The sequence below is a fragment of the Citrobacter sp. MGH105 genome, from assembly GCF_001037485.2.
Lineage (GTDB): Bacteria > Pseudomonadota > Gammaproteobacteria > Enterobacterales > Enterobacteriaceae > Citrobacter > Citrobacter portucalensis.
This window is the reverse complement of sequence record NZ_CP073048.1, coordinates 1-26101: the sequence shown is the minus strand read 5'-3', so window position 1 is coordinate 26101 and position 26101 is coordinate 1. Positions and strand designations below refer to the sequence as shown.

At 52.7% G+C, this 26101-nt stretch carries 26 protein-coding genes and 1 other annotated feature; of the genes, 9 read left to right on the top strand and 17 right to left on the bottom strand.

Going from position 1 to position 26101, the window contains the following annotated elements; translation table 11 throughout:
• Positions 1-262 precede the first annotated feature (262 nt).
• On the top strand, positions 263-1048 hold the full coding sequence (locus tag SK35_RS00130; protein ID WP_048215246.1) for a DeoR family transcriptional regulator: 786 nt from the start codon (positions 263-265) through the stop codon (positions 1046-1048).
• A gap of 1 nt (position 1049) precedes the next feature.
• Here the strand turns inward: SK35_RS00130 and ilvN are convergent, their stop codons facing one another.
• From ilvN to ivbL, 3 genes are all read right to left on the bottom strand, one after another.
• Positions 1050-1340 (bottom strand): acetolactate synthase small subunit, encoded by a 291-nt coding sequence (gene ilvN / locus SK35_RS00125; RefSeq protein ID WP_003023914.1) that lies wholly within the window; start codon positions 1338-1340, stop codon positions 1050-1052.
• Between the two features lie 3 nt (positions 1341-1343).
• A complete protein-coding gene (ilvB, locus tag SK35_RS00120; protein WP_048215245.1) occupies positions 1344-3032 on the bottom strand; it encodes an acetolactate synthase large subunit in 1689 nt (562 codons plus the stop codon).
• Between the two features lie 107 nt (positions 3033-3139).
• On the bottom strand, positions 3140-3238 hold the full coding sequence (gene ivbL / locus SK35_RS00115; protein ID WP_003827118.1) for an ilvB operon leader peptide IvbL: 99 nt from the start codon (positions 3236-3238) through the stop codon (positions 3140-3142).
• 522 nt (positions 3239-3760) lie between these two features.
• On the opposite strand from ivbL, the gene tisB reads away from it, so the two are divergent.
• The 3 genes from tisB (at position 3761) to emrD (ending at position 6183) form a co-directional block, all read left to right on the top strand.
• Positions 3761-3850: a type I toxin-antitoxin system toxin TisB gene (gene tisB / locus SK35_RS00110; RefSeq protein WP_003023909.1), complete on the top strand. Its 90-nt coding sequence runs from the start codon at positions 3761-3763 to the stop codon at positions 3848-3850.
• Between the two features lie 123 nt (positions 3851-3973).
• Positions 3974-4807, top strand: coding sequence for a DMT family transporter (locus SK35_RS00105; RefSeq protein ID WP_020996046.1), 834 nt, complete (start codon positions 3974-3976; stop codon positions 4805-4807).
• 191 nt (positions 4808-4998) lie between these two features.
• A complete protein-coding gene (emrD, locus tag SK35_RS00100) occupies positions 4999-6183 on the top strand; it encodes a multidrug efflux MFS transporter EmrD (RefSeq protein WP_048215244.1) in 1185 nt (394 codons plus the stop codon).
• Here emrD and SK35_RS00095 read toward each other — a convergent pair.
• Positions 6110-7192 (bottom strand): cellulase family glycosylhydrolase, encoded by a 1083-nt coding sequence (locus tag SK35_RS00095; protein WP_032941555.1) that lies wholly within the window; start codon positions 7190-7192, stop codon positions 6110-6112. The genes emrD and SK35_RS00095 overlap by 74 nt on opposite strands.
• A 78-nt stretch (positions 7193-7270) precedes the next feature.
• Entirely contained in the window at positions 7271-8197 is a 927-nt protein-coding gene (gene dsdC, locus SK35_RS00090; RefSeq protein WP_003827110.1) for a DNA-binding transcriptional regulator DsdC, read from the bottom strand.
• Between the two features lie 229 nt (positions 8198-8426).
• On the opposite strand from dsdC, the gene dsdX reads away from it, so the two are divergent.
• Entirely contained in the window at positions 8427-9764 is a 1338-nt protein-coding gene (dsdX, locus tag SK35_RS00085) for a D-serine transporter DsdX (RefSeq protein WP_003827107.1), read from the top strand.
• A 17-nt stretch (positions 9765-9781) separates the two neighbouring features.
• The gene (gene dsdA / locus SK35_RS00080) at positions 9782-11104 is read left to right on the top strand and encodes a D-serine ammonia-lyase (protein ID WP_048215243.1); all 1323 of its coding nucleotides are present in this window, start codon (positions 9782-9784) and stop codon (positions 11102-11104) included.
• Between the two features lie 12 nt (positions 11105-11116).
• Here the strand turns inward: dsdA and SK35_RS00075 are convergent, their stop codons facing one another.
• The 6 genes from SK35_RS00075 to ibpA all read right to left on the bottom strand — a co-directional run bounded on the left by SK35_RS00075 (position 11117) and on the right by ibpA (position 15247).
• The gene (locus SK35_RS00075) at positions 11117-11629 is read right to left on the bottom strand and encodes a radical SAM protein (protein WP_003827104.1); all 513 of its coding nucleotides are present in this window, start codon (positions 11627-11629) and stop codon (positions 11117-11119) included.
• Between the two features lie 14 nt (positions 11630-11643).
• Positions 11644-12006, bottom strand: a complete 363-nt coding sequence (locus SK35_RS00070; protein WP_048215242.1) for a DUF202 domain-containing protein — start codon at positions 12004-12006, stop codon at positions 11644-11646.
• A complete protein-coding gene (locus tag SK35_RS00065; RefSeq protein ID WP_048215241.1) occupies positions 11996-12343 on the bottom strand; it encodes a YidH family protein in 348 nt (115 codons plus the stop codon). Before SK35_RS00065 ends, SK35_RS00070 begins: the two co-directional genes overlap by 11 nt.
• A 184-nt stretch (positions 12344-12527) precedes the next feature.
• Entirely contained in the window at positions 12528-14189 is a 1662-nt protein-coding gene (locus SK35_RS00060) for a putative transporter (protein WP_048215240.1), read from the bottom strand.
• Positions 14190-14312: 123 nt separating this feature from the next.
• Entirely contained in the window at positions 14313-14741 is a 429-nt protein-coding gene (gene ibpB / locus SK35_RS00055; RefSeq protein WP_003827096.1) for a small heat shock chaperone IbpB, read from the bottom strand.
• Between the two features lie 92 nt (positions 14742-14833).
• The gene (gene ibpA / locus SK35_RS00050) at positions 14834-15247 is read right to left on the bottom strand and encodes a small heat shock chaperone IbpA (RefSeq protein WP_003023882.1); all 414 of its coding nucleotides are present in this window, start codon (positions 15245-15247) and stop codon (positions 14834-14836) included.
• Positions 15241-15313, bottom strand: a sequence feature (ROSE (Repression Of Heat Shock gene Expression) occurs in the 5'-region of heat shock genes and acts as an RNA thermometer to modulate expression.). (Overlaps the previous gene by 7 nt.)
• Before the next feature lie 238 nt (positions 15314-15551).
• Here ibpA and SK35_RS00045 point away from each other — a divergent pair.
• Complete coding sequence (locus tag SK35_RS00045; protein ID WP_003023879.1) at positions 15552-15884, top strand: YceK/YidQ family lipoprotein; 333 nt, start codon at positions 15552-15554, stop codon at positions 15882-15884.
• Between the two features lies 1 nt (position 15885).
• On the opposite strand, the gene SK35_RS00040 is transcribed toward SK35_RS00045, so the two are convergent.
• Positions 15886-17112 (bottom strand): DUF3748 domain-containing protein, encoded by a 1227-nt coding sequence (locus tag SK35_RS00040; protein WP_048215239.1) that lies wholly within the window; start codon positions 17110-17112, stop codon positions 15886-15888.
• A 99-nt stretch (positions 17113-17211) separates the two neighbouring features.
• Here SK35_RS00040 and cbrA point away from each other — a divergent pair, with 99 nt between their 5' ends.
• Both cbrA and SK35_RS00030 read left to right on the top strand, forming a co-directional pair.
• Positions 17212-18357, top strand: a complete 1146-nt coding sequence (cbrA, locus tag SK35_RS00035) for a colicin M resistance lipid reductase CbrA (protein WP_032945448.1) — start codon at positions 17212-17214, stop codon at positions 18355-18357.
• Between the two features lie 58 nt (positions 18358-18415).
• Entirely contained in the window at positions 18416-19009 is a 594-nt protein-coding gene (locus SK35_RS00030; RefSeq protein WP_251365200.1) for a hypothetical protein, read from the top strand.
• Between the two features lie 44 nt (positions 19010-19053).
• On the opposite strand, the gene yidA is transcribed toward SK35_RS00030, so the two are convergent.
• The 5 genes from yidA to dnaA form a co-directional block, all read right to left on the bottom strand.
• The gene (yidA, locus tag SK35_RS00025) at positions 19054-19866 is read right to left on the bottom strand and encodes a sugar-phosphatase (RefSeq protein WP_003827086.1); all 813 of its coding nucleotides are present in this window, start codon (positions 19864-19866) and stop codon (positions 19054-19056) included.
• Positions 19867-20076: 210 nt separating this feature from the next.
• A complete protein-coding gene (gyrB, locus tag SK35_RS00020; RefSeq protein WP_048215237.1) occupies positions 20077-22491 on the bottom strand; it encodes a DNA topoisomerase (ATP-hydrolyzing) subunit B in 2415 nt (804 codons plus the stop codon).
• A gap of 28 nt (positions 22492-22519) precedes the next feature.
• Positions 22520-23593 carry a DNA replication/repair protein RecF gene (gene recF / locus SK35_RS00015; protein ID WP_048215236.1) on the bottom strand — a complete coding sequence of 358 codons (1074 nt, stop codon included), beginning with the start codon at positions 23591-23593 and terminating at the stop codon, positions 22520-22522.
• Positions 23593-24693: a DNA polymerase III subunit beta gene (gene dnaN / locus SK35_RS00010; RefSeq protein ID WP_003023863.1), complete on the bottom strand. Its 1101-nt coding sequence runs from the start codon at positions 24691-24693 to the stop codon at positions 23593-23595. The genes recF and dnaN overlap by 1 nt, the downstream gene beginning before the upstream one ends.
• Positions 24694-24697: 4 nt before the next feature.
• A complete protein-coding gene (gene dnaA, locus SK35_RS00005) occupies positions 24698-26101 on the bottom strand; it encodes a chromosomal replication initiator protein DnaA (RefSeq protein ID WP_003827078.1) in 1404 nt (467 codons plus the stop codon).

Below are 26101 nucleotides of genomic sequence, written 5' to 3'. Positions count from 1 at the left end.
TCGTATCATTTGTGACTAGGATCGCGATTGGAAGATCATTTTATTGTTTATTTATTACACTAACTGTTACACCCACATCACAATACAAATGATGAAGTTGCTTACAATTGACTGAAAATTAACTGGTTATAATCAATAAAACGTGAAAAAACACGCTTTTATTTCCGGATAGTCAGACGTATAGTAATGCGGCAATGTCATGTTCTCAGAAACACAAAAATGTTACTGAAGGAACATGGGAACATGATTCGTGGAGAAGCACATGGAAACTAAGCAAAAAGAACGTATTCGACGTCTGATGGAATTGTTGAAGAAGACCGACCGAATCCATCTGAAAGAGGCGGCACGAATGCTGGAAGTTTCCGTGATGACTATTCGTCGGGATCTCAGTCAGGATGACGAACCGTTACCACTCACGCTGCTTGGTGGTTACATTGTGATGGTGAACAAACCTGCCGCCATCGTTAACGCGCCACTCCCCGCGCAAAAACAGTATCACCGCGACGATTTACCGGTTGCCATTCTGGCTGCGGGACTGGTGAGTGAAAATGATCTGGTCTTTTTTGATAATGGTGCGGAAATGCCGTTGGTGGTCAGCATGATCCCGGACGATATTTCCTTTACCGGGATTTGCTACTCGCACCGGGTGTTCGTAGCGCTAAATGAAAAGCCCAACGCCACAGCGATTCTTTGCGGGGGGACCTACCGGGCGAAAAGTGACGCCTTTTACGACACCAGCAATCCCTCCCCGCTGGATGCACTCAACCCACGGAAAGTCTTTATCTCCGCCAGCGGAGTCCATGAGCATTTCGGCGTTAGCTGGTTCAATCCGGACGATCTGGCCACAAAACGCAAAGCGATGGAACGCGGATTACACAAAATTCTGCTGACGCGCCACGCCCTGTTCGATGAGGTCGCCCCCGCCAGCATTGGTCCACTCTCCACCTTTGACGTACTGATAAGCGACCGTCCGTTACCGGCAGATTACGCAACCCACTGCCGGAACGGCTCTGTAAAAGTGATCACCCCGGATTCAGACGGCGACTAACTCACTCAAAGAACACGGTAATTTTGTTAAACATCGACGGATCGGACTGGTTGCGGGCCACTTTCACCACATCTTCCAGCTTGTCGATCTGGCTTATCATCTGCTCAAGACGTTGATCGTCGTTGACCAGTAGCCAGATGCGGCTCTTATCGCTGTCCTGAATCGGTAGACAGAGAATGCCTTCCACGTTGAACGCGCGGCGGGCGAACAGCCCGCAAACGTGAGTCATTACGCCCGGATGGTTGCGTACGGTGAGTTCCAGGATTACGTTGTCATGAGTCTGCTGTTGCATGGCTTATTCCCCCACCATTTCTGTGTTTGCCGCACCCGGCGGCACCATCGGGTACACTTTTTGTTCGGCATCGATGCGCACGTGAATCAGCGCAGGCCCAGGACGATTAATAATCTCCTGCAACGCTGCCTGTGGGTCCGCTTCGTTATTCAGATCGCAGGTTTCGAGACCAAACCCGGCGGCTATCTGCATAAAGTTAATCATCCCCGGATAGGTCGCGGCAAAAACACCCTGCTTATAGAACAGACTCTGCTGCTGATACACCAGACCCAACGCTTCGTTATTCATCAGGATGATTTTAATATCCAGCTGATTTTCGCTGGCTGTCGCCATTTCCTGAATATTCATCATCAGGCTGCCGTCGCCGGAAAAGCACAGCACTTTCTTGTCTGGATTGGCCAGCGCCGCGCCAATTGCCGCTGGCAGGCCAAAGCCCATAGTTCCCAGACCGCCGGAGGTCAGCCACTGACGCGGACGGTTCAGCGGATAAGCCTGTGCCGCCCACATCTGATGCTGGCCTACGTCGGTGGTGATAATGGCGCTATCGTCTACGCAGGCAGCCACGGCGTTGATCAATCCATAGTGGCTGAGCGGGTCGCTTTCCTGCGGAATAGTGCAAGGGAATTCACGTTGTAAATCGGCCACCGTCTGATGCCACGACTCTCGCGGCTGCGCGTCAATTAATGGGATCAATTGTGCCAGAACCTCATCGACATCCGCCTGAATCGCCACGTGCGGTTGTTTGATTTTACCCAGCTCCGCGCGGTCGATATCCACGTGAATAATTTTGGCGTTCGGGCAGAACTGCTCCGTTTTACCAATCGCCCGGTCATCAAAACGTGCGCCCAGAACAATCAATAAATCCGCTTCTTGCAGAATAAAGTTAGTGCTACGCGCGCCGTGCATGCCCAGCATGCCTAACGACAGCGGATGCGCTTTCGGCAACATACCGAGCGCCATTAAGGTCATAGTGGTGGGCAGCATCGCTTTTTCCGCCAGTTCACGTACGCGCTCAGGTGCGTTAATCACGCCGCCGCCGAGGTACAGCACCGGACGCTGTGCGGCGTTAATCATGGCTGCGGCATCGCGAATGCTGTCCTGGCTGAACGCTGGCGCCGCCATTTTCTGCGCAGGCTCCGGCATCTCTTCAATGTCAAAAACGGCGGTTTGAATATCCTTAGGAATGTCTATCCACACCGGGCCTGGACGTCCGGACTGCGCAATGCGGAACGCATCGCTCATGACCTGAGGTAATTCACTGATATGTCGGACCAGATAGTTGTGCTTAGTGATGGGGATAGAAATGCCGTAGGTGTCGACTTCCTGGAAGGCGTCGGTGCCTATCATTGAGGCCGGAACCTGCCCGGTGATACACACCAGCGGGATGGAATCCAGACGCGCATCAGCAATGGCGGTCACCAGATTGGTTGCGCCCGGTCCGCTGCAGGCCATACAGACGGCGGGTTTGCCATCGGTTCTCGCCATTCCCTGAGCGATAAACCCAGCTCCTTGCTCGTGGCGCGCCAGGATATGACGGATTTGCGTGCTTTGACTTAAGGCGTCATAGACGGGAAGAATCGATCCGCCGGGAATACCGGTAACAACCTGAATTCCCTGGCGTTCCAGGAAATGAACGATGAATTCTGCGCCCGTAAAACGCGTACGCTTGGATGTTATGCCCGAACTTGCCATGCTCCAGTCCTTTTATTCTGGGCCTTTGCTCCGGGCAGGTCTCTGAAACGAAAAACCCCGCCCGGTTTGCGCCGGCGGGGTTTTGGAATCGTGTGTTGATTCGGACCCTACGGCGCATTGCCGACGACCACCACCACACGCACGACGACCGCTGCGCGAGATGGCGCAGTTTTTAGTAGGGTCGCAGTCAGCATGGAAGGGTTCATTAGGGACCTGTCTGTTTGTTGATTAACTGGATTTATACAAACACAGGTTTTTCAGCGTGACAATGGAAAAATTTTCATCTGCATAAAAATGCGTCAATGATCACATTTCGTTGTGCATTGCTGAAAAACAAAAAACCCCGCCGGAGCGAGGTTTTTTTCAGTGCTGTGCGGTTGGTAGCCGCCGAACACACTGTGTTATGTCAACGAAAAAAGTATACGCGTTCTGCGAAGAACACGCAATTTCGGCACGAATTTTGATGGTTTTGAGTATGGAACATGAATAGCGTAACGTCCATAAAATACTGTTAATTTATACAGTATTTATCTATAATGTCTCGGTACGCAATGTGTTATGCGGGGGCCGCATCGTAAACCGGCGCATCAAAGTCCTGGCTGAAACGGGTGGTGCCGTCAGCGCCTTAACCCCCGTGTGAGCACACTGTGTTATGTCAACAAAGGTGCTGGCAACAGGCAGCGGCGAGGTACGTCAGCACCGTGCTCCTTGTACCAAAAGGAGAGCGTATGAGCCTCGTGGATATCGCTATTCTTATCCTCAAACTCATTGTTGCAGCACTGCAACTACTTGATGCTGTTCTGAAATACGTTAAGTAATTCGGATTCAAGTCGCACCTAAGGGGGGCGGGTAACACTCCGCTCCCCTTTCACCTTCTCCCTGGTGCTTGTGTCGCGCCAATATGTTACGTTTTTATGACATTCTCAGGGAAGAATTCCACCATGACGCTTTCTGTTTTCTGCATTTTGCTGTTCGCCGCGCTGCTGCATGCCAGCTGGAATGCCATTGTTAAAGCTGGAAACGATAAACTGTACTCAGCGATCGGTGTCAGCGGTTCTGCTGCAATTATGGCATTGATTTGCTTACCCTTTGCGCCGCAACCTTCCGCCGCCAGCCTGCCGTTTTTAGCCGTCTCAACTGCGTTGCAAATTGTATATACCGTCCTGGTCGCCAAAACCTATCAGGTTTCGGATATGAGCCAGACCTATCCGTTAATGCGCGGCACAGCGCCACTACTGGTCGCAATTATCAGCGTCCTGTTTCTTGGCGATAGCCTCTCTGTTCTAGCCTGGGTGGGGATTGCCACGATCTGTCTGGCGATCCTCGGCATGGCGTTTAACGGACGCAGCAGCTCGCAACGCGGGATCGTGCTGGCGCTCATTAACGCCTGCTTTATCGCCGGATATACGCTGGTTGATGGCACCGGCGTACGTTTATCTGAAACCGCGCTGGGTTATACGCTGTGGACCTTCTTTCTGAACGGCTCCTGCCTGCTGGGCTGGGCGATGATTGCCCGACGCCGGGAAGCGTCACGTTATCTGGTACAACAGTGGAAAAAAGGTATTCTTGGTGGGATTGGCACAATGGGTTCTTACGGTCTGGCGCTGTGGGCCATGACTCAGGCTCCGTTGGCGGTAGTCGCTGCGCTGCGTGAAACTTCCATCCTGTTTGGCGCGCTGCTCGCGTGGCTGCTACTGAAAGAGAAGGTTGCCGGAATACGTCTCGTTGCGGCTGGAGGCATTGCCATAGGCGCAGTTTTGCTACGCTTATCATGACCTCTGTAAACCCGATGCAATCCGGCAACATTTGTTGCCGCTTTTTGTTTACATTTCCTGCCGTCCATCGTTTAAACATTCCAGCCCACTATCTGGTCTTCTTTTTCTTTTGTGGTAGATTCCACGCGCATTTACGGGAAAGTGCAGCACCTTATTCTTATTTTTTCACTTTTTGAAAAGTAATCAGCGAAATGAAAAGGCATAGAAGCGTCAATTTGTTGTTGATGTTGGTATTACTGGTGGCGGTAGGTCAGATGGCGCAAACCATTTATATCCCCGCGATTGCTGATATGGCGCGTGAACTGAACGTTCGCGAAGGGGCGGTGCAAAGCGTGATGGCCGCCTATCTGTTGACCTATGGCCTGTCACAACTGATTTACGGCCCACTTTCCGATCGCGTTGGCCGCCGCCCGGTGATCCTCGCCGGGATGTCCATTTTTATGCTGGCTACGCTGGTCGCCATAACCACTCACAGCCTTACGGTATTGATTATCGCCAGCGCAATACAGGGGATAGGAACGGGCGTCGGTGGTGTGATGGCGCGAACGTTACCGCGCGATTTGTATGAAGGCACGCAGTTACGCCACGCTAATAGCCTGTTAAACATGGGGATTCTGGTCAGCCCACTGCTGGCACCATTGATTGGCGGTATGCTGGATACCCTGTGGAACTGGCGTGCCTGTTACATCTTTCTGCTGGTGCTGTGCGCAGGCGTCACGTTTAGCATGGCGCGCTGGATGCCAGAAACGCGCCCCGCAGGTGCGCCGCGTCCACAGCTTATCGCCAGCTACAAAACGCTGTTTGGCAACAGCTCTTTCACCTGTTACGTGCTGATGCTGATCGGCGGCCTGGCGGGCGTTGCGGTCTTCGAAGCCTGTTCCGGGGTGTTGTTAGGCGCGCGTCTCGGCTTAAGCAGCATGGTGGTCAGTATCCTGTTTATTCTGCCCATTCCGGCGGCGTTTTTTGGTGCCTGGTTCGCCGGTCGCCCGAATAAGCGTTTCTCGACGCTAATGTGGCAGTCGGTTATCTGCTGTCTGGTCGCCGGTTTGATGATGTGGATCCCTGGTCTGTTCGACGTGATGAACGTCTGGACACTGCTGGTTCCCGCCGCACTGTTTTTCTTCGGTGCCGGGATGCTGTTTCCGCTGGCAACCAGCGGCGCAATGGAGCCTTTCCCGTTCCTGGCCGGTACTGCTGGTGCGCTGGTTGGTGGATTACAGAACATTGGTTCCGGCGTGCTGGCGTGGTTCTCTGCCATGCTGCCGCAGACCGGGCAAGCCAGCCTGGGCCTGCTGATGACCCTTATGGGGCTGTTGATTTTTGTTTGCTGGCTTCCGCTGGCGTCACGCGTGTCGCATCAGGGACAGGCGGTTTAAGCGTATGATGGCCCGGCTTCTCGCCGGGCTTTTCACACTCAGGGGCAATCATGGTATTCAACAACGGCTCCAGCGCCGGTCTCCATGCCCCTTCCTCACCATCATAGAACTGCGTATCCGCATTGATAGCATAGGGAATTTTCGCTTTCTTCAGCTCGCAAGCCATAAAGCGGGCAAACGCCATTTGCGAGGCAGAAGGCGCGTTCCTGATGGTTTCTCCCGGCGACCAGCCTCCTACCCAACTAACATGACCGGTTTTCTGCTGCCAGTGAATGGCGGTATTGATACGGGCACGAATGGCGGCCTTTTCTGCCGCTGTCCCTGAGGTCCACGGGTATTTACCGTTATTTTTCAGCGGCCCCCACGGGAAAATATGCCATTGGGCCAGCACGGTATTCTGACTTTGCGGCGGCAACTTTAGGTTGGGCAAATCTTCCGGAGCGGCATGCAGTTTCGGCGCAATAAATATCATTCGCTGTGGATCGATGGCATGGATGGTACGGATGGTTTTGTCATACACCCTATTGAGCGACGCCTGATTATGGTTGAGCTTATCGGCAGGTTCATAAATCAGGTCGAAACCCAGCAACGGCGAGCTTTGGCCAAAGTAATGCGCCACCGCCACCCACCAGTTAACCACCTCTTTTTCGTTACTGGCACTGGGGTCTTTTTTATACTCGTCAGCCTGATAGGCAATTATCGGGATCACGCCATACTGCTCGCAGGCTTCCACCAGCTTGCGCAGATGAATGAGCCGCGCCTCCGTTGGCTCACCCGCCACGCGAATGCGCACGTGGGTCAACCCTTTCGCCTTATAATCCCGCACCACCAGCGGATCGAATTCACGGATGCCCCGATCGGTACGCGCCCAATCTACGTTCATCCCAACCCCAAGCTGCTGCACATACTGCGCCGCCGTCAACACAGGTTGCGCGGCACACACGGTGGCGCTGGCCAACAGTAAAAGGGAAACAATCGGCTTTAACACGGTCGTCCTTACGCAAATCATCAGGAGTGATATCACGTATTTAGCACGCTTTTTCACTTTCCGTGTAGAGCGAAAGCGTAAAAAATATTCGCGACCCGCTTATTTAACCTGCTCCTGTAGCCAGCCAATAAACGCCTCGATTTTCGGCCACTGCCTGCCGGGCAGCGTGGTGATGTAGTAATGCTGATGACATTTCAGCGCCATATCGCCAAAAGGCGCAATCAATTCTCCGCTATCGAGGCGTTTTTGCACCAGCCGTTTTCGGCCCATCGCCACGCCGATATGGTTCATTGCCGCAATTACTGCTAAATCAGAACGATCAAAACCAATCCCCGACGATGTTGGCAAATTCGCTGCAAAATGCTGCGCCCAACTGTGCCACTCATCGGTCCCGGAATCGTTACTCCACGCCTGTCTGTCGTGCAGCAACGTACAGTGCGGCAAATTCACCAGCGAACCGGTAAGGTCATGGCGGCGGGCGTAGTCCGGGCTGCACACCGGCAGGATCTCTTCATCCATCAGGAAGTGATGCGTGAGTTGCGCGGAGGGTGCATCGTCAAAATAGATGGCGAGATCGATACCCGCACGCTGTAGATTGACGTTGTCGTTCCCGGTCAACATGGTTAGCGAAATTGACGGGTAGCGACGGGTAAAGTCGCCGAGCGCCGGAACCAGCCAGCACTGGGCGATAGAAGGTCGTGAGTAGACGGTGAGCGTCCCCGAGAGCTCCTGATTCTTAATATCAAGAATCTCCTGGTTGAGCGTGTCCAGTGACGACTTCAGCGCCCAAAATACCCGTTTGCCCTCATGAGTGAGTTCCACTTTGCGATGAGAACGAACAAATAATTGGATACCAAGCTCATCTTCAAGCTGATTTATGCGATGGCTGACGGCGCTGGGGCTCAATGACAACTCGTCTGCCGCCAGCGCAAACGACTGATGCCGGGCCGCCACTTCAAAAGTATACAGCTTTGATAGCTGCCAGCCGTTGAGCAGCCGGTTTCTGACTTCGCGTAGGGGATCCATTCTCACCTCTTTTCCTTCTGATTCATGCGCTGGAGTGTAAAAAAGTTCGCTGCAAAAATCAGCTCAAAGGTGAACCAGAGTGAACCATATCGCATAAACAAAGCACAATTAGACATAAATCACTCATTTGATGCAATCTGGCTCATGTGAAGGGGGATTTATATCGTTTGTCAGACCATGCCTTATTTTTGTCCAATAACCCTATATTAATCACAGGGCAAGGTGAGTTATGCACTCTCAAATCTGGGTTGTGAGCACGCTGCTGATAAGCATCGTGTTAATCGTTTTGACCATCGTGAAGTTCAAATTCCACCCGTTTCTGGCGCTACTGTTAGCCAGCTTCTTCGTGGGTACGATGATGGGCATGGGGCCGTTGGATATGGTCAATGCCATTGAGAGTGGCATCGGCGGTACGCTGGGCTTCCTCGCCGCGGTTATCGGCCTTGGGACCATTCTGGGCAAAATGATGGAAGTGTCCGGCGCAGCCGAACGCATTGGCCTGACGCTGCAGCGCTGCCGCTGGCTATCCGCCGACGTCATTATGGTTCTGGTTGGGCTGATTTGTGGGATCACGCTGTTTGTTGAAGTCGGCGTGGTGCTGTTGATTCCACTGGCCTTTTCAATTGCCAAGAAAACCAATACTTCATTACTGAAGCTGGCGATTCCGCTGTGTACGGCGCTGATGGCGGTGCACTGCGTGGTACCACCGCATCCGGCTGCCCTGTTCGTGGCGAACAAGCTGGGCGCAGACATTGGCACCGTGATTGTCTACGGCTTACTGGTCGGCTTGATGGCCTCGCTGATCGGCGGTCCTCTGTACCTGAAATTCCTGGGTAACCGTCTGCCGTTTAAACCGGTTCCGGCTGAGTTTTCTGACCTTAAAGTGCGTGACGAAAGTACGCTACCGTCGCTGGGTGCTACGCTGTTTACCGTTCTGCTACCGATTGGCCTGATGCTGGTAAAAACCGTCGCTGAGCTGAACATGGCGAAAGGCAGCACGGTATATACGCTGCTGGAGTTTATTGGTAACCCGATCACCGCGATGTTTATTGCCGTTTTCGTTGCCTATTACATTCTCGGCCTGCGTCAACACATCGGTATGGGTACGTTGCTGACTCACACTGAAAACGGTTTTGGCTCCATCGCTAACATTCTGCTGATTATCGGCGCAGGCGGCGCATTCAACGCTATCCTCAAGAGCAGTGGGCTGGCGGATACTCTTGCACTGATCCTCTCGAACATGCATATGCACCCGATTCTGCTGGCGTGGCTGGTGGCGTTAATCCTGCATGCCGCGGTGGGTTCCGCCACGGTGGCAATGATGGGCGCCACGGCAATCGTTGCACCGATGCTGCCGCTCTATCCCAACGTCAGCCCGGAGATCATCGCCATTGCTATCGGTTCCGGCGCTATTGGCTGCACGATCGTTACCGATTCCCTCTTCTGGCTGGTGAAGCAATACTGCGGTGCCACCCTGAATGAAACGTTTAAATACTATACGACCGCGACATTTATCGCGTCCGTGATTGCACTGGCTTGCACATTCCTGCTTTCCTTTATTATATAAGCGCAAAGAGACTGACTATGGAAAACATTCAAACACTTATCGCCCAGTATCCTTTAGTGGAAGATCTGGTTGCTCTCAAGGAGACAACCTGGTTTAACCCAGGCACCACCTCTCTTGCGGAAGGTTTACCGTATGTTGGCCTGACTGAACACGATGTTCAGGATGCTCACGCCCGTCTGACGCGCTTTGCGCCGTACCTGGCAAAGGCATTCCCGGAAACCGCGGCCACCGGCGGCATTATTGAATCTGAGCTGGCCGCGATTCCGGCCATGCAAAAGCGGCTGGAGAAAGAGTACGGGCAGCGCATCAATGGCGAAATTCTGCTGAAGAAAGACAGTCACCTGCCAATTTCTGGCTCGATTAAAGCCCGTGGTGGTATTTATGAAGTATTGACCCACGCGGAAAAACTGGCGCTGGAAGCCGGTCTGCTGACCACACAAGACGATTACAGCGTTCTGCTTTCGCCCGAATTCAAACAGTTCTTTAGCCAGTACAGCATCGCAGTAGGCTCCACCGGTAACCTCGGCATGTCGATTGGCATTATGAGCGCCCGTATCGGCTTTAAGGTGACGGTGCATATGTCGGCCGACGCCCGCGCATGGAAAAAAGCCAAACTGCGCAGTCACGGTGTGACGGTCGTGGAGTATGAAGAAGATTACGGCGTGGCGGTTGAACAGGGCCGTAAGGCGGCGGAGTCCGATCCAAACTGCTTCTTTATCGATGATGAAAATTCCCGCACGCTGTTTTTAGGCTATGCGGTGGCCGGACAGCGCTTAAAGGCGCAGTTTGCCCAGCAGGGGCGCGTGGTGGATGCAGACCATCCACTGTTTGTTTACCTGCCATGCGGCGTCGGCGGTGGCCCTGGCGGCGTGGCGTTTGGCCTGAAGCTGGCGTTTGGCGACAACGTGCACTGCTTCTTCGCAGAACCAACCCATTCACCGTGCATGCTGCTGGGGATTTATACCGGACTGCACGATACGATTTCCGTGCAGGATATTGGCATCGACAACCTGACGGCGGCTGATGGGCTGGCTGTCGGCCGTGCGTCTGGCTTTGTTGGCCGGGCAATGGAACGTCTGCTCGACGGTCTGTACTCCCTGGACGATCAGACTATGTACGACATGCTGGGCTGGCTGGCGCAGGAAGAAGGTATTCGCCTCGAACCGTCAGCGCTGGCAGGGATGGTCGGTCCGCAACACGTTTGCGCCTCTGCTGACTATCAGCACATGCACGGCTTCAGCGCGGATAAGCTCAATAACGCCACTCATCTGGTGTGGGCGACCGGCGGTGGAATGGTCCCGGAAGATGAAATGGCGCAGTATCTGGCCAAAGGACGTTAAATACAGCTGAGCTTAACGCAGCATCGCCATCAGCTCCATCGGTGAGCGATGCTGCTTAAGCAGGTCACGCATCACGCGCATATGCGGTGCGGTGTGGCTGAAGAAAGCCTGATAGCCTGCACACAGCACGCCCTTTCCATTTTCCTCGCAGTACGCAGGACAATCACCGTGGTAATATTGAAACAATGAGCATGTCTGGCAACGCGTATTCATTGATGACATGGTCTGTCGTTCAATCTGTGCCGTCAGACCACACCACTGGCGAAGCGTTTTATCGAAAAGCTGGATAGATATCTGATTAATATCTTCACGTACCCAGATATCAAATATCGTAATTAAAAATCGGCCCCACGCCTCAGACGTAACCGATTCGTCTGTCAGATGACCTGAACCATCGTGCTTAACCAGCGGAATAAACTGTACCAGGCGAACATTTCCTTGTTGCAAACCACGGTACACTTCAACCGGTTGTAAACACTTCTGATGGTCAATCACCACGTTTAAAACATCATCACTAACATCCATGTTCTCACATCCTGTCATGCATAATTCCCGATAAATACGATAAGTTGGCGAACATGCGTTACAGCAAACAGCATTGCGAGGGATAACACCGCGAGGGAGATCATAAATTTGTCACGCACCGCGCGAGATTCAGAAAAATCGCTATGACTCACATCCATCAGATTACGGCTGCGGGTGTAGCGCCAGAGGATAATCGCCACTATCGCCAGCACAACTACCGATATCCAGAACAACGCTCCCGCCTGGTGCCAGTTGTGCTTAATCGCCAGCGCCATTAACGCGCCATAGCCCAACAACGTGCGAAACCAGGCCAGTGAAGTCCGCTCCGGTTGTAACCCCGGGTCAGCGATGCGTCGCGATTTGCGGCTATCCGGCATACAGCACCAGCGTCATGACAATCACCGCCACAATAGTCAGCATGACGCTGATAATCAGCAGGCTGTGGGTGTAGGGCAAGTCCTCTTTCAGTCGCATCGCCTTTTCGTTACGTAGCCAGCGCAGGTAGCCGTAGATCGCCAGACCGCTGGCAAACAGACACAGCAACAAGGCAAGCGCCTCACGGATGACCGGCGTGGCAAAATCCGGGGCCAGTTGATCAAGGCCAACCCCCGCCGCCAGAAATCCGAGCGCGGTGCGGATCCACGCCAGAAAGGTACGTTCATTTGCCAGCGAGAAGCGATAATCCGGTGCTTCTCCAAGGCGAGAAATCTTCATGACAGCTCCTTAAATATTGTTGTCTGGTCGTTATACCGGAACAGTTAAGGAGTATGAACCTGATTCTCAAACGAGTGGGCGAGTCGGGTGATGAGACAATGGGAAAGAGAGAGGGGTTTGTAATGCCGGATGGAGAGTTGCGTTTTATCCGGCCTACAGGAGATGCAGGCCGGATAAGTCAGTTTTAACCTAATCCCCAGAAGAGCACCGCCAACAGTTGCGGGGTGATAATCCTCAAGAACATGACCAGTGGATAAACGGTAGCGTAGGAGAGCGCTGCTGCCCCGCTGGTGGCATGCAGGTTATTAGCAAACGCCAGAGCCGGGGGATCGGTCATTGAGCCAGCCAACATGCCACACAGTGTCAGATAGTTCATTTTGGCAAAGATTCGCGCCAGCAAGCCCACGGTAATAAGCGGAATCGCGGTAATGAAAATACCGTAGCCCACCCAGCTCAGACCATCTCCCTGTGTTAGGGTATCGACAAAATCACCGCCTGACTTCAGACCCACCACTGCAAGAAACAGCACGATACCCAACTCTCGCAACGCCAGGTTAGCGCTGGGAGGCATAAACCAGTACAGCTTACCGATGCTACCAATACGCCCCAGGATCAGGGCCATAATCAGCGGCCCGCCGGCCAACCCCAGTTTCAACGCCACCGGGAACCCCGGGATGAACAGCGGGATTGAACCCAGTAGAACCCCCAGCCCGATACCGATAAATACCGGCAGCATCTGCACCTGCTGCAGTTTTTGCTGCGCGTTACCCACAACATTGGCAACAGCATCAATGGACGAAGGACGTCCCACCAGATTGAGGATATCCCCGAATTGCAGGCTGGCGTCGCTGCTGGCTACCAGCTCAACACCCGCACGGTTCAGGCGGGAAATCACCACGTCGTAACGTTCTTTAAAGTGCAGGTCGCGGATACGTTTACCCAGTACCTGTTCGTTGGTCACCACCACGCGTTCGACGCGTAAATCGGTACCTCGCGTGGACAGCGATGTGTCTACCTCCAGCCCAATCACCACCTGCGCGTTATGCAGGTCAGCAGGCTGCCCGACCAGGTGTAGCAGGTCGCCCATCTGGATAACAGTCCCTGGCGACGGCACCATCAATGTCTCGTCACGTTTCAGACGCGAGCAGATGATTTTGTCGCTGTTCAGAATCGGGACATCCTGAATCGCCATATTGTTGATGTTTGGGTTTTCCACGCGGATGTTCATCGTCTGAATCAGTGCGTGCCCGTTGGTCAGCGTGGATTCATGCTGCTGGGCTTCAGCATCGACGTTAACGCGGAAAATAAGGCGCATCAGCCACATGGTGAGTAAAATTCCGCAGATGCCGAAAGGATAAGCCATGGCATAGCTCATCCCCATCTGGTCAACCACATCGCCAGGCGTACCTAAATCGCGCAAAATTTGCTGCCCCGCACCTAACGCCGGGGTATTGGTGACCGCTCCAGAGAATATTCCCAGCACCACAGGGAGAGGAATGGCAAAAATCTTATGCAGGATCGCGGTGACCAGGCCACCCATGATGACAATCAGCACAGCAAACAGATTCAGCCGCAGGCCCGAAACGCGCAAAGAAGCAAAAAAGCCCGGCCCCACCTGAATACCAATGGTGTAGACGAAAAGAATCAGGCCAAATTCCTGAATAAAATGCAGCATGTCGCCGCTCAGGGTCATCCCTGCCTGATCGACAAAATGCCCGACGATAATACCGCCGAACAGCACGCCTCCAATGCCAAAACCCACGCCACGTATTTTTATGTTGCCGATCCATAATCCGACAACTGCCACTAATGCCAGAACGCTGACCGTCAATGCTATATCACTCATATCCTGTTCCCTGTGAATAACATCATTAAGTAAATGGATTCTCGCAGAGTACAGTCGCAATGTATGGGTGGTAAAGCACAAAAAAGCCCCGTCATTTCTGGCGGGGCAAAGGCATGGAGCTATTTAACTATCTAATGCGGGACGTTCGCTGATGGCGATACGTTGTGGAGCAATGGTTTCAGGTTCATTCCGGGTCAAATCAATATGCAGCAAGCCGTTAGTGAAGCTTGCGCCGGAGACCTCCATATTTTCAGCCAGCGTAAAGCTCAGGCTGAACGGCTGAGTGACCAGCCCCTGATGCAACCATTTGGTCTCTTTTTCCGGCTGCTGCGGCGTACCTTTCACGGTCAGGCGCGTGCCTTCCAGTTGAATATCCAGATCTTCCTGGCGGAAACCGGCTAACGCAAGGGTAATGCGGTAGTGGTTATCATCGCTCTTTTCGATGTTATAAGGCGGAAAGCTCTGGCTTTCACCGGTGTTTTGCAAGGCATTGGCCAGTTTGTCAAAACCGATCCATTGACGCAGCAGTGGGGATAAATCGTAGTTACGCATAATAATCTCCTTCTAAGAAGCGAGTAGGTACCTTTCGGCTCCCTGACGGCAAGCCGATGACTTAGCAAGGCCGCCTGAAGCGGCCAACAGAATTAGTTGATTTCGATGCGGCGCGGTTTGTTCGCTTCAGGAATCACGCGCTCAAGATCGATATACAGCAGACCATTTACCAGGTTTGCGCCGCGAACATGAATGTTCTCCGCTAACTGGAACTTGCGTTCAAAGTTGCGCTCGGCAATACCCTGATACAGGTAAGTACGTTCTTTTTGATCGTCCGCATGGGCGCCTTTTACCACCAGCAGATTGTCCTGGGCAGTAATTTCCAGTTCGCTTTCAGCAAAACCGGCAACGGCAATTGCAATGCGGTAATGGTTTTCGTCTACCAGCTCAACGTTGTACGGAGGGTAGCCACCATTGCTCTGGCCCTGATTGTTTTCCAGCAGGTTAAACAGACGGTCAAAACCAATAGCAGAACGGTACAGCGGGGATAAATCAAAGTTACGCATAATCAATAGCTCCTGAAATCAGCGAGAATAATTGACCTTCCATCATGGACAGGTCAGGTAGCCAGGACACCCATCAGGCATGCCCTTCATTTGTCTACACTCTAAAAATGGGTCTTAATACAAACTTTTCAAGCGTATTCATCTGACTTTTTTTGCAGTTTGTTGTCTATTGCATACACTGGGGGGAGCAGTTGTTCTCGTTAAATCGCGATGGCCGCCACAGTGCGACGAAATGGTGATGTTATTTTCGCAACGGATCGCTTTAACTCACCATGCAAACACGATAAATACAGATGAATAAATGATGATTAAAAAAATGTTGGTAACATTGACGATGTGTAGTGGGATGGCGTTTGTAAGCGGCTGTTCCAGCATCATGTCGCATACAGGTGGCAAAGAAGGGACGTATCCTGGCACGCGAGCCAGTGCCACAATGATTAGCGAAAGTGATACGAACTGGGGAACCAAGTCGCTGGCGATTCTGGATATGCCTTTTACCGCGGTGCTCGATACGGTATTGCTACCTTGGGATCTCTTTCGCAAAGATAACTCGGTGAGATCCCGCGTAGAAAAGAGCGAGGAGAGAACCCAGGCCACGAACGCCGTTATTCCCCCGGCAGAAATGTCTGCTCCATAAATTAACGCCCGGTTTCAGTCACCCACAGCTGGCGGAAACCCTCGACGTCTTCCATCCACGCAACCTGTCGACCATCAGGGGAGAAGACGATCGCATCGGCCGACGGCGGGTTATCATGACGTTCCGTTAAAAAATCAATCTCGCCCGTTTGAACATCACAACAGGCAATTCTGTTCTCCAGTACAAATCCCAGCCATTTCCCCGATGGGTGCCAGTTAAAGGCTGACTGAATATTCGTAGCGCACTGGGTAAGCTGACGCGGCGCTCCACCCTGTGGGGAAATCAGCCATAGCTGTACAATACCGTTGTCATCACGCATTAAAAACGCAATCTCAGCTGCCTTTGGATTACTGCGTACCCAGTGGCGAGGCTGATTCACCAGCCCCGGGAAGGCGCGCTCATGGGTAAACGTCAGACGGCGTTGGCGGATACCGGACGGTGGCGCAGGCATGGTCATGTCAGTCCCCTCCAGAGGCGCGTCCCCCGGCTGTTTCCAGCCGCTTTCATCCTGTGGCAAATCAACAATAAACAGCTCTGGTACTTTCTCTCCAGTAGCTGATAGCGTATCACCGATAAACGCCAGCCTGTTTTCTCCAACCCAGCCCTCTTCATAGGCGCGGTTAATCTCATCGCTACCCGGTTTTGGCGTTGGTGTCGTCTGGCTCACCAGCACGCACCAATGGCTGCCACTGTATTCACGCGGATGCTGCGCGGAGACCTTCACCGGACCATACGGTGCAGCCACGCCGACGTTGCGTAAATCGAGCGCCGGAGAGCGCTCATGCAGTACATGGTCGTTATAGGTGAAACTGACAAACTCACCGTTCGGGCTAAAGACATGCACATGACTCCCGCCGCGCAGCGCACCTGGCGTATAGGGCGCAGTAATATCCATTGCATCCAGATTCTCCACCCCAGCCTGCGTAACAATCACCCCACGACGATGATGGAAGTCGTAATGCCATGTTTCATCAGGATTTTCAGGCCCGTGAATGAAGACATATTTTTCCAACTTTGGATGAACGGTCACCACGCCAACGTGCGATCCCTGAGTAGCCCGGTAAATCACCTCCAGCTCGCCAGTATGGATATTGACGCGCTCAATTGTTTCACCGGTAAAAGAGGCGCCGGAAGGGCGCACATCAAAGACCAGCCACTGGCTGTCCGGTGTCCAGGTATTGATATTGGTAAGCTGATGATTACGCGGCGTAAAGGTGATTTGCTTCATGGGATGCCCTGATACAAGACGATTAAAACAATCATACTTCACAAGCACTTCACTTTCAGGCTTTAGCGTATCGCCATCTTCATTTTTGCGGACAGAAAGATGGAACATTTTGACGTAGCGATTATCGGTTTAGGTCCGGCAGGCGCAGCGCTGGCGCGACAGTTGAGCGGAAAAATGCGCGTGATTGCGTTGGATAAAAAACGCCAGTGCGGCAACGAAGGTTTCACTAAACCCTGCGGCGGTCTGCTGGCCCCGGACGCCCAGCGTTCGTTTATCCGCGACGGGATTACCTTACCCGTTGATGTTATCGCCAACCCGCAGATTTTTAGCGTTAAAACGGTTGATGTTGCCGCTTCTTTGACGCGTAACTACCAGCGCAGCTACATTAATATCAACCGCCATGCTTTTGATTTATGGCTTAAATCTCTCATCCCTGATGATGTGCAGGTGTATCACGACAGCCTGTGTCGGAAAATCTGGCGCGAGGGCGATAAATGGCATGTTATCTTCCGCGCCGACGGTTGGGAGCAGCAGATCACTGCACGTTATCTGGTGGGGGCAGACGGCGCGAACTCACTGGTGCGCCGTCATCTCTATCCACAGCACCAAATCCGTAAATATGTCGCTATTCAACAATGGTTTGCGGAAAAGCATCCCGTACCGTTCTATTCCTGTATTTTTGATAACGATGCAACTGACTGTTATTCCTGGAGTATCAGCAAAGATGGCTATTTTATCTTTGGTGGCGCCTACCCCATGAAGGACGGACAGGCACGCTTTGACGCGCTGAAAGAGAAGCTGGAAGCGTTCCATTTCCAGTTCGGCAAACCGGTGAAAAGTGAAAAATGTACGGTGCTATTCCCCTCACGCTGGAAAGACTTCGTCTGCGGCGAGGACAACGCATTTTTGATCGGTGAAGCGGCCGGTTTTATCAGCGCCAGCTCGCTGGAAGGGATTAGCTATGCGCTGGACAGCGCGGAGATCCTCAAATCGGTACTGCTGCGGGATACACCAGATATGAATCACGCTTACCGTAAAGCCACCCACAAGTTACGTCTCAAACTGTATGGCAAAATCCTGAAAAGCCGGGCCCTGACGTCAGCGTTTTCCCGTAAATGGATAATGCGCAGCGGCGTGGCGCATATTCCCTTGGCAAAATCTGAAAGTCACCCGCCAGCAAAAGCAAAGCGTGAGAAATCGCGTAGTATGGCTATGACATTATGGCGCGTTTTTTTAAGGGATTAAGTTGAACATAAAATATAGCTGGTTGGTAAAATCGCTGGTCGTATCATCGCTTAGCGTTATGTTATCAGGGTGCCTGAGCTTTATGTGGCTCAAAGCAGGCGATCCACACACAACAATGGAAAAGTGGGAAACAGACACCGTTTTTGGCTTATCGTCAGGTAAAGATAATGATGGTAATGAAGGCTATGTCTTTGTCGGTAAAACGTTTGATTATCTGATAACCAGTGGTGCCGAAAGCGTGGTGAAGTTGCTGCAAGATCCGCAAATCGACCGTCATAATTTACAGGCAGTTGATATCGCCAAATTCATCATCAGCGACAATAAAAAGGTGTTTAAAGGCGTATTAACGCTTAAATACACAGGGGAAATGCAGGACGTTAAACAAGTGCTTACGGGCTACGGTTTTGACTGCTCAGCGCAATACTGCACTAAAAATCTATCCAAACTGCAAGGGACAATCCATAAAAAAAGCACCAAACAGGATTACTCGCAGATGCTTACGTTTTATCATCCATTTACCGTTGGTTTTTACGAATATAAAACCTCACATATACCCGAATTCGTCACAAACGGACTGCTGCCCATTACTATCACTCTGGATGTCGTAACCTCTCCATTACAAATATTATTTTTTAATTATTATCACCAATAAATATTTAAATGGGCAAATGTAACAAGGCACTTGCCCATAATTTCTTAATTCAGCGCAAATTTCTCAATGGCATACGCGACGCCATCTTCAAGGTTAGATTTCGTCACAAAGTTGGCGATTTCTTTGACTGACGGAATAGCGTTATCCATGGCAACGCCCACCCCTGCGTATTCAATCATCGCAATGTCGTTTTCCTGATCGCCAATCGCCATCACCTCTTCGGCTTTAATGCCTAACGCATCAGCCAGCGATTTTACGCCCGTCCCTTTATTGACGCGTTTATCGAGGATTTCGAGGAAATACGGCGCACTTTTCAGCACGGTGTACTTCTCTTTTACTTCCGCAGGTAGACGAGAGATAGCTTTATCGAGGATCTCCGGCTCGTCAATCATCATCACTTTCAGGAACTGGGTTGCGGGATCCATTTTCTCGGCTTCACAGAACACCAGCGGAATGGTCGCGACAAACGATTCGTGCACCGTGTAGTAGCTGATATCACGGTTCGCGGTATACAGCGTATTGCGATCGAGGGCGTGGAAATGCGAGCCAACTTCCCGGGAAAGCTGCTCCAGGTAACGATAATCATCATAGCTCAGCGCGGTTTGCGCCACGGTACTGCCATCCCCTGCTTTCTGCACCAGCGCACCGTTGTAGGTAATGCAGTAGTCACCGGGTTGTTCCATATGTAGTTCTTTCAGATAGCTGTGAACGCCGGCATACGGGCGTCCCGTGGTCAGCACCACATTCACGCCACGCGCGCGTGCCGCGGCAATCGCCGTTTTGACCGCTGGTGAAATGGTGTGATCGGGCAGCAGAAGTGTGCCATCCATGTCGATAGCAATAAGTTTGATAGCCATGAGTTCCCCGGATTAAATGAGTCCGTCCTCATGCTAACGCGATTCCGCTCAAAAAACAGCTACGAAAAGGGGGATAGAAAGGGGAATCGAGATTCCCCTTTTTGTAGATTGGTTGTCGTTTGTAGGCCTGATAAGCAACGCGCCATCAGGCACAATACAACGTCTTGCCGGATAGCGGCGTAAACCGCCTTATCCGGCCTATAGATTGGCTTAAATATCGATGTTCGCCGCTTTCAGGGCGTTTTCTTCGATAAACGCGCGGCGTGGTTCGACGGCATCGCCCATCAGCGTGGTGAACAGCTGGTCGGCAGCAATCGCATCCTTCACGGTAACGCGCAGCATACGACGGCTTTCCGGATCCATGGTGGTTTCCCACAGCTGTTCCGGGTTCATCTCGCCCAGACCTTTATAACGCTGGATAGCGAGGCCACGACGAGACTCTTTCTGCAGCCATTCCAGCGCCTGCTCAAAGCTGGCAACCGGCTGGCGACGCTCGCCACGTTCGATAAACGCATCGTCTTCGATCAGCCCACGCAGCTTCTCGCCAAGCGTACAAATACGACGGTATTCGCCACCGGTCACAAACTCGTGGTCCAGAACGTAGTCGGTATCCACACCGTGAGTACGGACGCGCACAATCGGTTCAAACAGGTTCTGCTCTGCGTTGTGGTGGATATCAAACTTCCACAGGCTACCGTGCTGTTCTTTTTCGTTCAGCTCGGTAATTAGTGCATTCACCCAGCGGGTAACGGCCTGTTCATTTGCCAAATCAGCTTCTGGCAGCGTCGGTTGATAAACCAGCTCTTTCAGCAGCGCTTTCGGGAAACGACGTTCCATACGGCCAATCATTTTCTGTGTCGCGTTGTATTCAGAAACCAGTTTCTCTAACGACTCACCTGAAAGGGCTGGTGCGTTGGCATTGGTGTGCAGCGTTGCGCCATCCAGAGCGATAGAGATCTGATACTGATCCATCGCTTCGTCATCTTTAATGTACTGTTCCTGCTTGCCTTTTTTCACTTTGTACAGCGGTGGCTGTGCAATGTAAACGTGGCCGCGTTCAACGATTTCCGGCATCTGACGATAGAAGAAGGTCAACAGCAGCGTACGAATGTGCGAGCCATCGACGTCGGCATCGGTCATGATGATGATGCTGTGATAACGCAGTTTGTCCGGGTTGTACTCGTCACGACCGATGCCACAGCCGAGCGCGGTGATCAGCGTCGCGACTTCCTGAGAGGAGAGCATCTTGTCAAAGCGCGCTTTCTCGACGTTGAGGATTTTACCCTTCAGCGGCAGAATCGCCTGGTTTTTACGGTTACGGCCCTGCTTAGCAGAACCGCCCGCGGAGTCCCCTTCCACAAGGTACAGTTCGGACAACGCCGGGTCACGTTCCTGACAGTCCGCCAGCTTGCCCGGCAGACCGGCTAAGTCGAGCGCGCCTTTACGGCGGGTCATTTCACGCGCACGACGTGCAGCTTCACGAGCACGCGCAGCATCAATAATTTTGCCGACAACGATTTTCGCGTCAGACGGGTTTTCCAGCAGATATTCGCTCAGCAGTTCGTTCATCTGCTGTTCTACCGCCGATTTCACCTCAGAGGAGACCAGCTTGTCTTTGGTCTGTGAGGAGAACTTCGGATCCGGTACTTTCACGGAAACAACGGCAATCAGGCCTTCACGGGCATCATCACCAGTAGCGCTGACTTTCGCTTTTTTGCTGTAGCCTTCTTTGTCCATGTAGGCGTTCAGGGTACGGGTCATCGCCGCACGGAAGCCTGCAAGGTGAGTACCGCCGTCACGCTGTGGAATGTTGTTGGTGAAGCAGTAGATGTTTTCCTGGAAACCATCGTTCCACTGCAGCGCAACTTCAACGCCGATACCGTCTTTTTCGGTGGAGAAGTAGAAGATATTCGGGTGGATCGGCGTTTTGTTTTTGTTGAGGTATTCAACAAACGCCTTGATGCCGCCTTCATAATGGAAATGGTCTTCTTTGCCGTCACGCTTGTCGCGCAGACGAATAGAGACGCCGGAGTTCAGGAATGACAGCTCACGCAGACGTTTCGCCAGAATGTCGTATTCAAATTCAACAACATTGGTAAAGGTTTCGTGGCTTGGCCAGAAACGGACCTGAGTCCCGGTCAGTTCTGTTTCGCCGGTTACTGCCAGCGGCGCCTGCGGCACACCGTGCACGTAAGTTTGCTGGTGCACTTTGCCTTCACGACGAATCACCAGTTCCAGCTTCTGTGACAGGGCGTTAACGACGGAAACACCCACGCCGTGCAGACCGCCGGAAACTTTATAGGAGTTATCATCGAATTTACCGCCTGCGTGCAAAACGGTCATGATAACTTCCGCTGCCGAAACGCCCTCTTCCGGGTGAATACCGGTTGGGATACCACGGCCATCATCGGTAACGGACACGGAGTTGTCAGCGTGAATCGTTACCACGATATCTTTACAGTGACCCGCGAGCGCTTCGTCGATAGCGTTATCTACCACCTCGAATACCATGTGGTGCAGACCGGTGCCGTCATCCGTGTCGCCGATATACATACCCGGGCGCTTACGCACCGCATCCAGTCCTTTCAGGACTTTGATACTGGAGGAGTCATAAGAATTCGACATCAACGTTTCTCGCTCATTTTATCTTGGGTTAATCCGTTATTTTACCCTTTTCCACGGTAAACATCTTCGAATTTTCATCGGACATGTCTATAACGTGTTCAGCGCTTATTGCGCTGACAAAGACCTGAGATTGCGTGGCTTTTAAGCGGCTGGCCAGCAGTCCGCGACGCGCGTCATCCAGTTCAGAGGCAAAATCATCTATCAGGTACAGGCAGCGCCGCCCGCTTTCACGGGTCAGGAACTCCCCTTGCGCCAGACGTAAGGCGCACATCAGCAGCTTTAGCTGCCCACGCGACAACGTATCTTCCACCGGCGCACCGTCGGCGCGAATGCGGAAATCCGCCTTATGCGGGCCGTGCGCAGTGTAGGTCAACATGCGATCGCGTTCAAAACTGCGTTCCAGCACTTCGGCATAATCAGTCTCTTTCTCCCAGCCGCGCTGGAATGAGAAGGAGAGCGAAAACTCGGGAAGAAACTGCTGGCAGGTATCCGCCATATCCTGCGCGATACCGGCGCTGTACTCCGCGCGCCAGGTGCTGATTTGTTCCGCCAGTGGGATCAGTTCTTTATCCCACGGGCGCAGTTGCTCATAACGGCTCACCTGGCGCAGTGCTGCATTGCGCTGCTTGAGCAGTCGCTTCAGGTTGCTCCAGGCGGTGAAAAATCCGGCTTCATTGTGAAAGCATCCCCAGTCAAGAAATGCTCTTCTGTATTTGGGGCCGCCGTTGAGTAAAGTAAACCCCTCTGGCGTGATCAGTTGCATCGGCATCAGGTGCGCCAGTTCTGCAACCTTGTGCCCGTCAGTGCCGTCAATGCGCACTTTGCTGTCGCCCAGTTTGTCTTTCGTCAGGCCTATCGACGTCTCACGTTCTTCACCCTGCAAACGCCCGTGTAAAACAAACGACTCCTGCTCGTGGCGAATCACGCGGCCAATCTGCAAACTGCGAAACGCCCGGCCATGGCCGAGCGTATAGATGGCTTCCAGGACGCTGGTTTTGCCGCTGCCGTTCGCGCCAACCAGGAAGTTAAAGCCAGGGGATAAAGCGAGATCCGCGCTTTCGATATTGCGAAAATCGCGGATCAACAGGCGGGTGAGCGACATTACAGTCTCATTGGCATAACAACATAGGCAGCCGACTGTGATGCGGCATCTTCAATCTGTACGCTCGATACGGAATCGGTCAGCAGAATACGCACGTTCTCGCACTTCAGCGCGTTCAGAACGTCCAGTACGTAGCTCACGTTAAAGCCGATTTCCAGTTCTGTACCAGGATAGGAGACATCCAGAATTTCTTCTGCTTCTTCCTGCTCCGGGTTGTTGGCGGTGATTTTGAGCTGGTTTTCGCTGACATACAGACGCACGCCGCGGAATTTCTCGTTCGAGAGGATCGCCGCACGCGCAAACGCCTGTTTGAGGATATCGCAACCGGCTTCCAGATGTTTGTCCGGATTCTTCGGCAATACGCGGCGATAATCCGGGAAACGGCCATCAACCAGCTTAGAGGTGAAGATGAAGTCACCAACGTGCGCACGAATGTTGTTGCTGCCAATCTGCACGCGCAGCGGGTTATCGCCGCCGTCGAGCATACGCATCAGTTCAATCACACCTTTACGCGGTACGATCACCGAATGGCTTGGCAACGGCTGACCAACAGGCATTGAACAAACCGCCAGGCGGTGACCGTCGGTCGCCACGGTACGCAGCTCTTCCCCTTCGGTTTCAAACAGCATGCCGTTTAAGTAGTAACGTACGTCCTGATGCGCCATCGAAAACTGCGTGGCTTCAATCAGGCGCTTCATCGTCGCCTGCGGCAGGGTGAATTCGACTTCGCTCTGCCAGTCGTCCAGATTCGGGAAGTCGGCGGCAGGCAGCGTAGACAGCGAGAAACGGCTGCGGCCAGAACGCACCAGCATACGGTCGCCTTCCAGTTGAACGGCTATTTCCGCGCCTTCCGGCAATCCACGGCAAATATCGAAGAATTTACGCGCCGGAACGGTGGTCGCGCCAGGTTCATGAGGCTGGATCAGCGCCACGCGCGCCACCATCTCCATTTCGAGATCGGTACCGGTCAGCGAAAGCGTGCCGTCAGCAACCTGCAGCAGCAGGTTTCCGAGAATAGGCAGTGTAGGACGTCCACCCAGCGGGCCGCTGACCTGCTGAAGCGGTTTTAATAAATGTTCACGTTCAACGGTAAATTTCATAGCGTCACGAAGATAATGTTCTGATTAAATTGGAGAAATCTTCTTTAATATCATGGCTTTCTTCACGCAACTGCTCAATCTTGCGGCAGGCATGAAGCACGGTAGTATGGTCACGCCCACCAAACGCGTCGCCAATTTCCGGCAGACTGTGGTTAGTGAGCTCTTTTGCCAGCGCCATCGCCATCTGGCGCGGACGAGCTACCGAGCGAGATCGACGCTTAGAAAGCAGATCCGCAATTTTGATTTTGTAATACTCCGCCACCGTCTTCTGGATATTGTCGATGGTGACCAGCTTTTCCTGCAAAGCCAGCAGATCGCGCAGCGCTTCACGCACGAAATCGATAGTAATCGCCCGGCCGGTAAAATTGGCGTTGGCGATCACGCGGTTCAGTGCGCCTTCCAGCTCACGTACGTTAGAGCGTAGACGCTTGGCAATAAAGAACGCTACTTCACCCGGCAGACGAATGTCGTTTTCGTCGGCTTTTTTCATCAGGATCGCAACACGCGTTTCCAGTTCAGGCGGTTCGATCGCGACAGTCAGTCCCCAGCCAAAGCGGGATTTCAGACGATCTTCAACGCCGTTGATCTCCTTCGGATAGCGATCCGAGGTCAGGATGATCTGCTGATTGCCTTCCAGCAGGGCGTTAAAGGTGTGGAAAAACTCTTCCTGCGATCGCTCTTTATTCGCGAAGAATTGGATATCGTCAATCAGCAGCGCGTCAACGGAACGGTAGTAGCGTTTAAACTCTTCGATCGCGTTGTTTTGCAGGGCTTTGACCATGTCCTGCACAAAACGCTCGGAGTGCATATACACCACTTTGGCGTTTGGCTTACGCGCCATAATGCCGTTACCGACAGCGTGCAACAGGTGGGTTTTACCCAGACCCGTACCACCATATAGGAATAACGGATTGTAGGCGCCGCCAGGATTGTCCGCCACCTGACGTGCCGCCGCGCGCGCCAGTTGGTTAGATTTACCTTCAACGAAGTTATCAAACGTGTGTTTGACGTTGACGTTAGAACGATAGGTAGGTTCTGCCGGAGCCGGGACGTTATCCCAGCCTGGACGCGCCGCCGGAGCAGCACGTTGTGGTTGCACTTGCTGAGCCACGTGGGCGGGCGCAACAACATTGTTGACCGGCGTTTTCAGCGTTTGCGTGACGGGTTTAGTACCGACTTCAAAGCGCAGCTGTGGGGCATCCGCTCCACAGAAATTATTGAGTAATCCATTAATATTATTAAGGTATTTATCCCTTACCCAATCGAGCACGAAACGGTTTGGCGCATACAAAGCCAGCGTGTTATCGCTCAGTTCCGCCTGCAACGGGCGTATCCACATACTGAACTCTGTGGCTGGTAACTCATCCTGCAATCGGGCAAGACACTGCTGCCAAAGCGAAAGTGACAC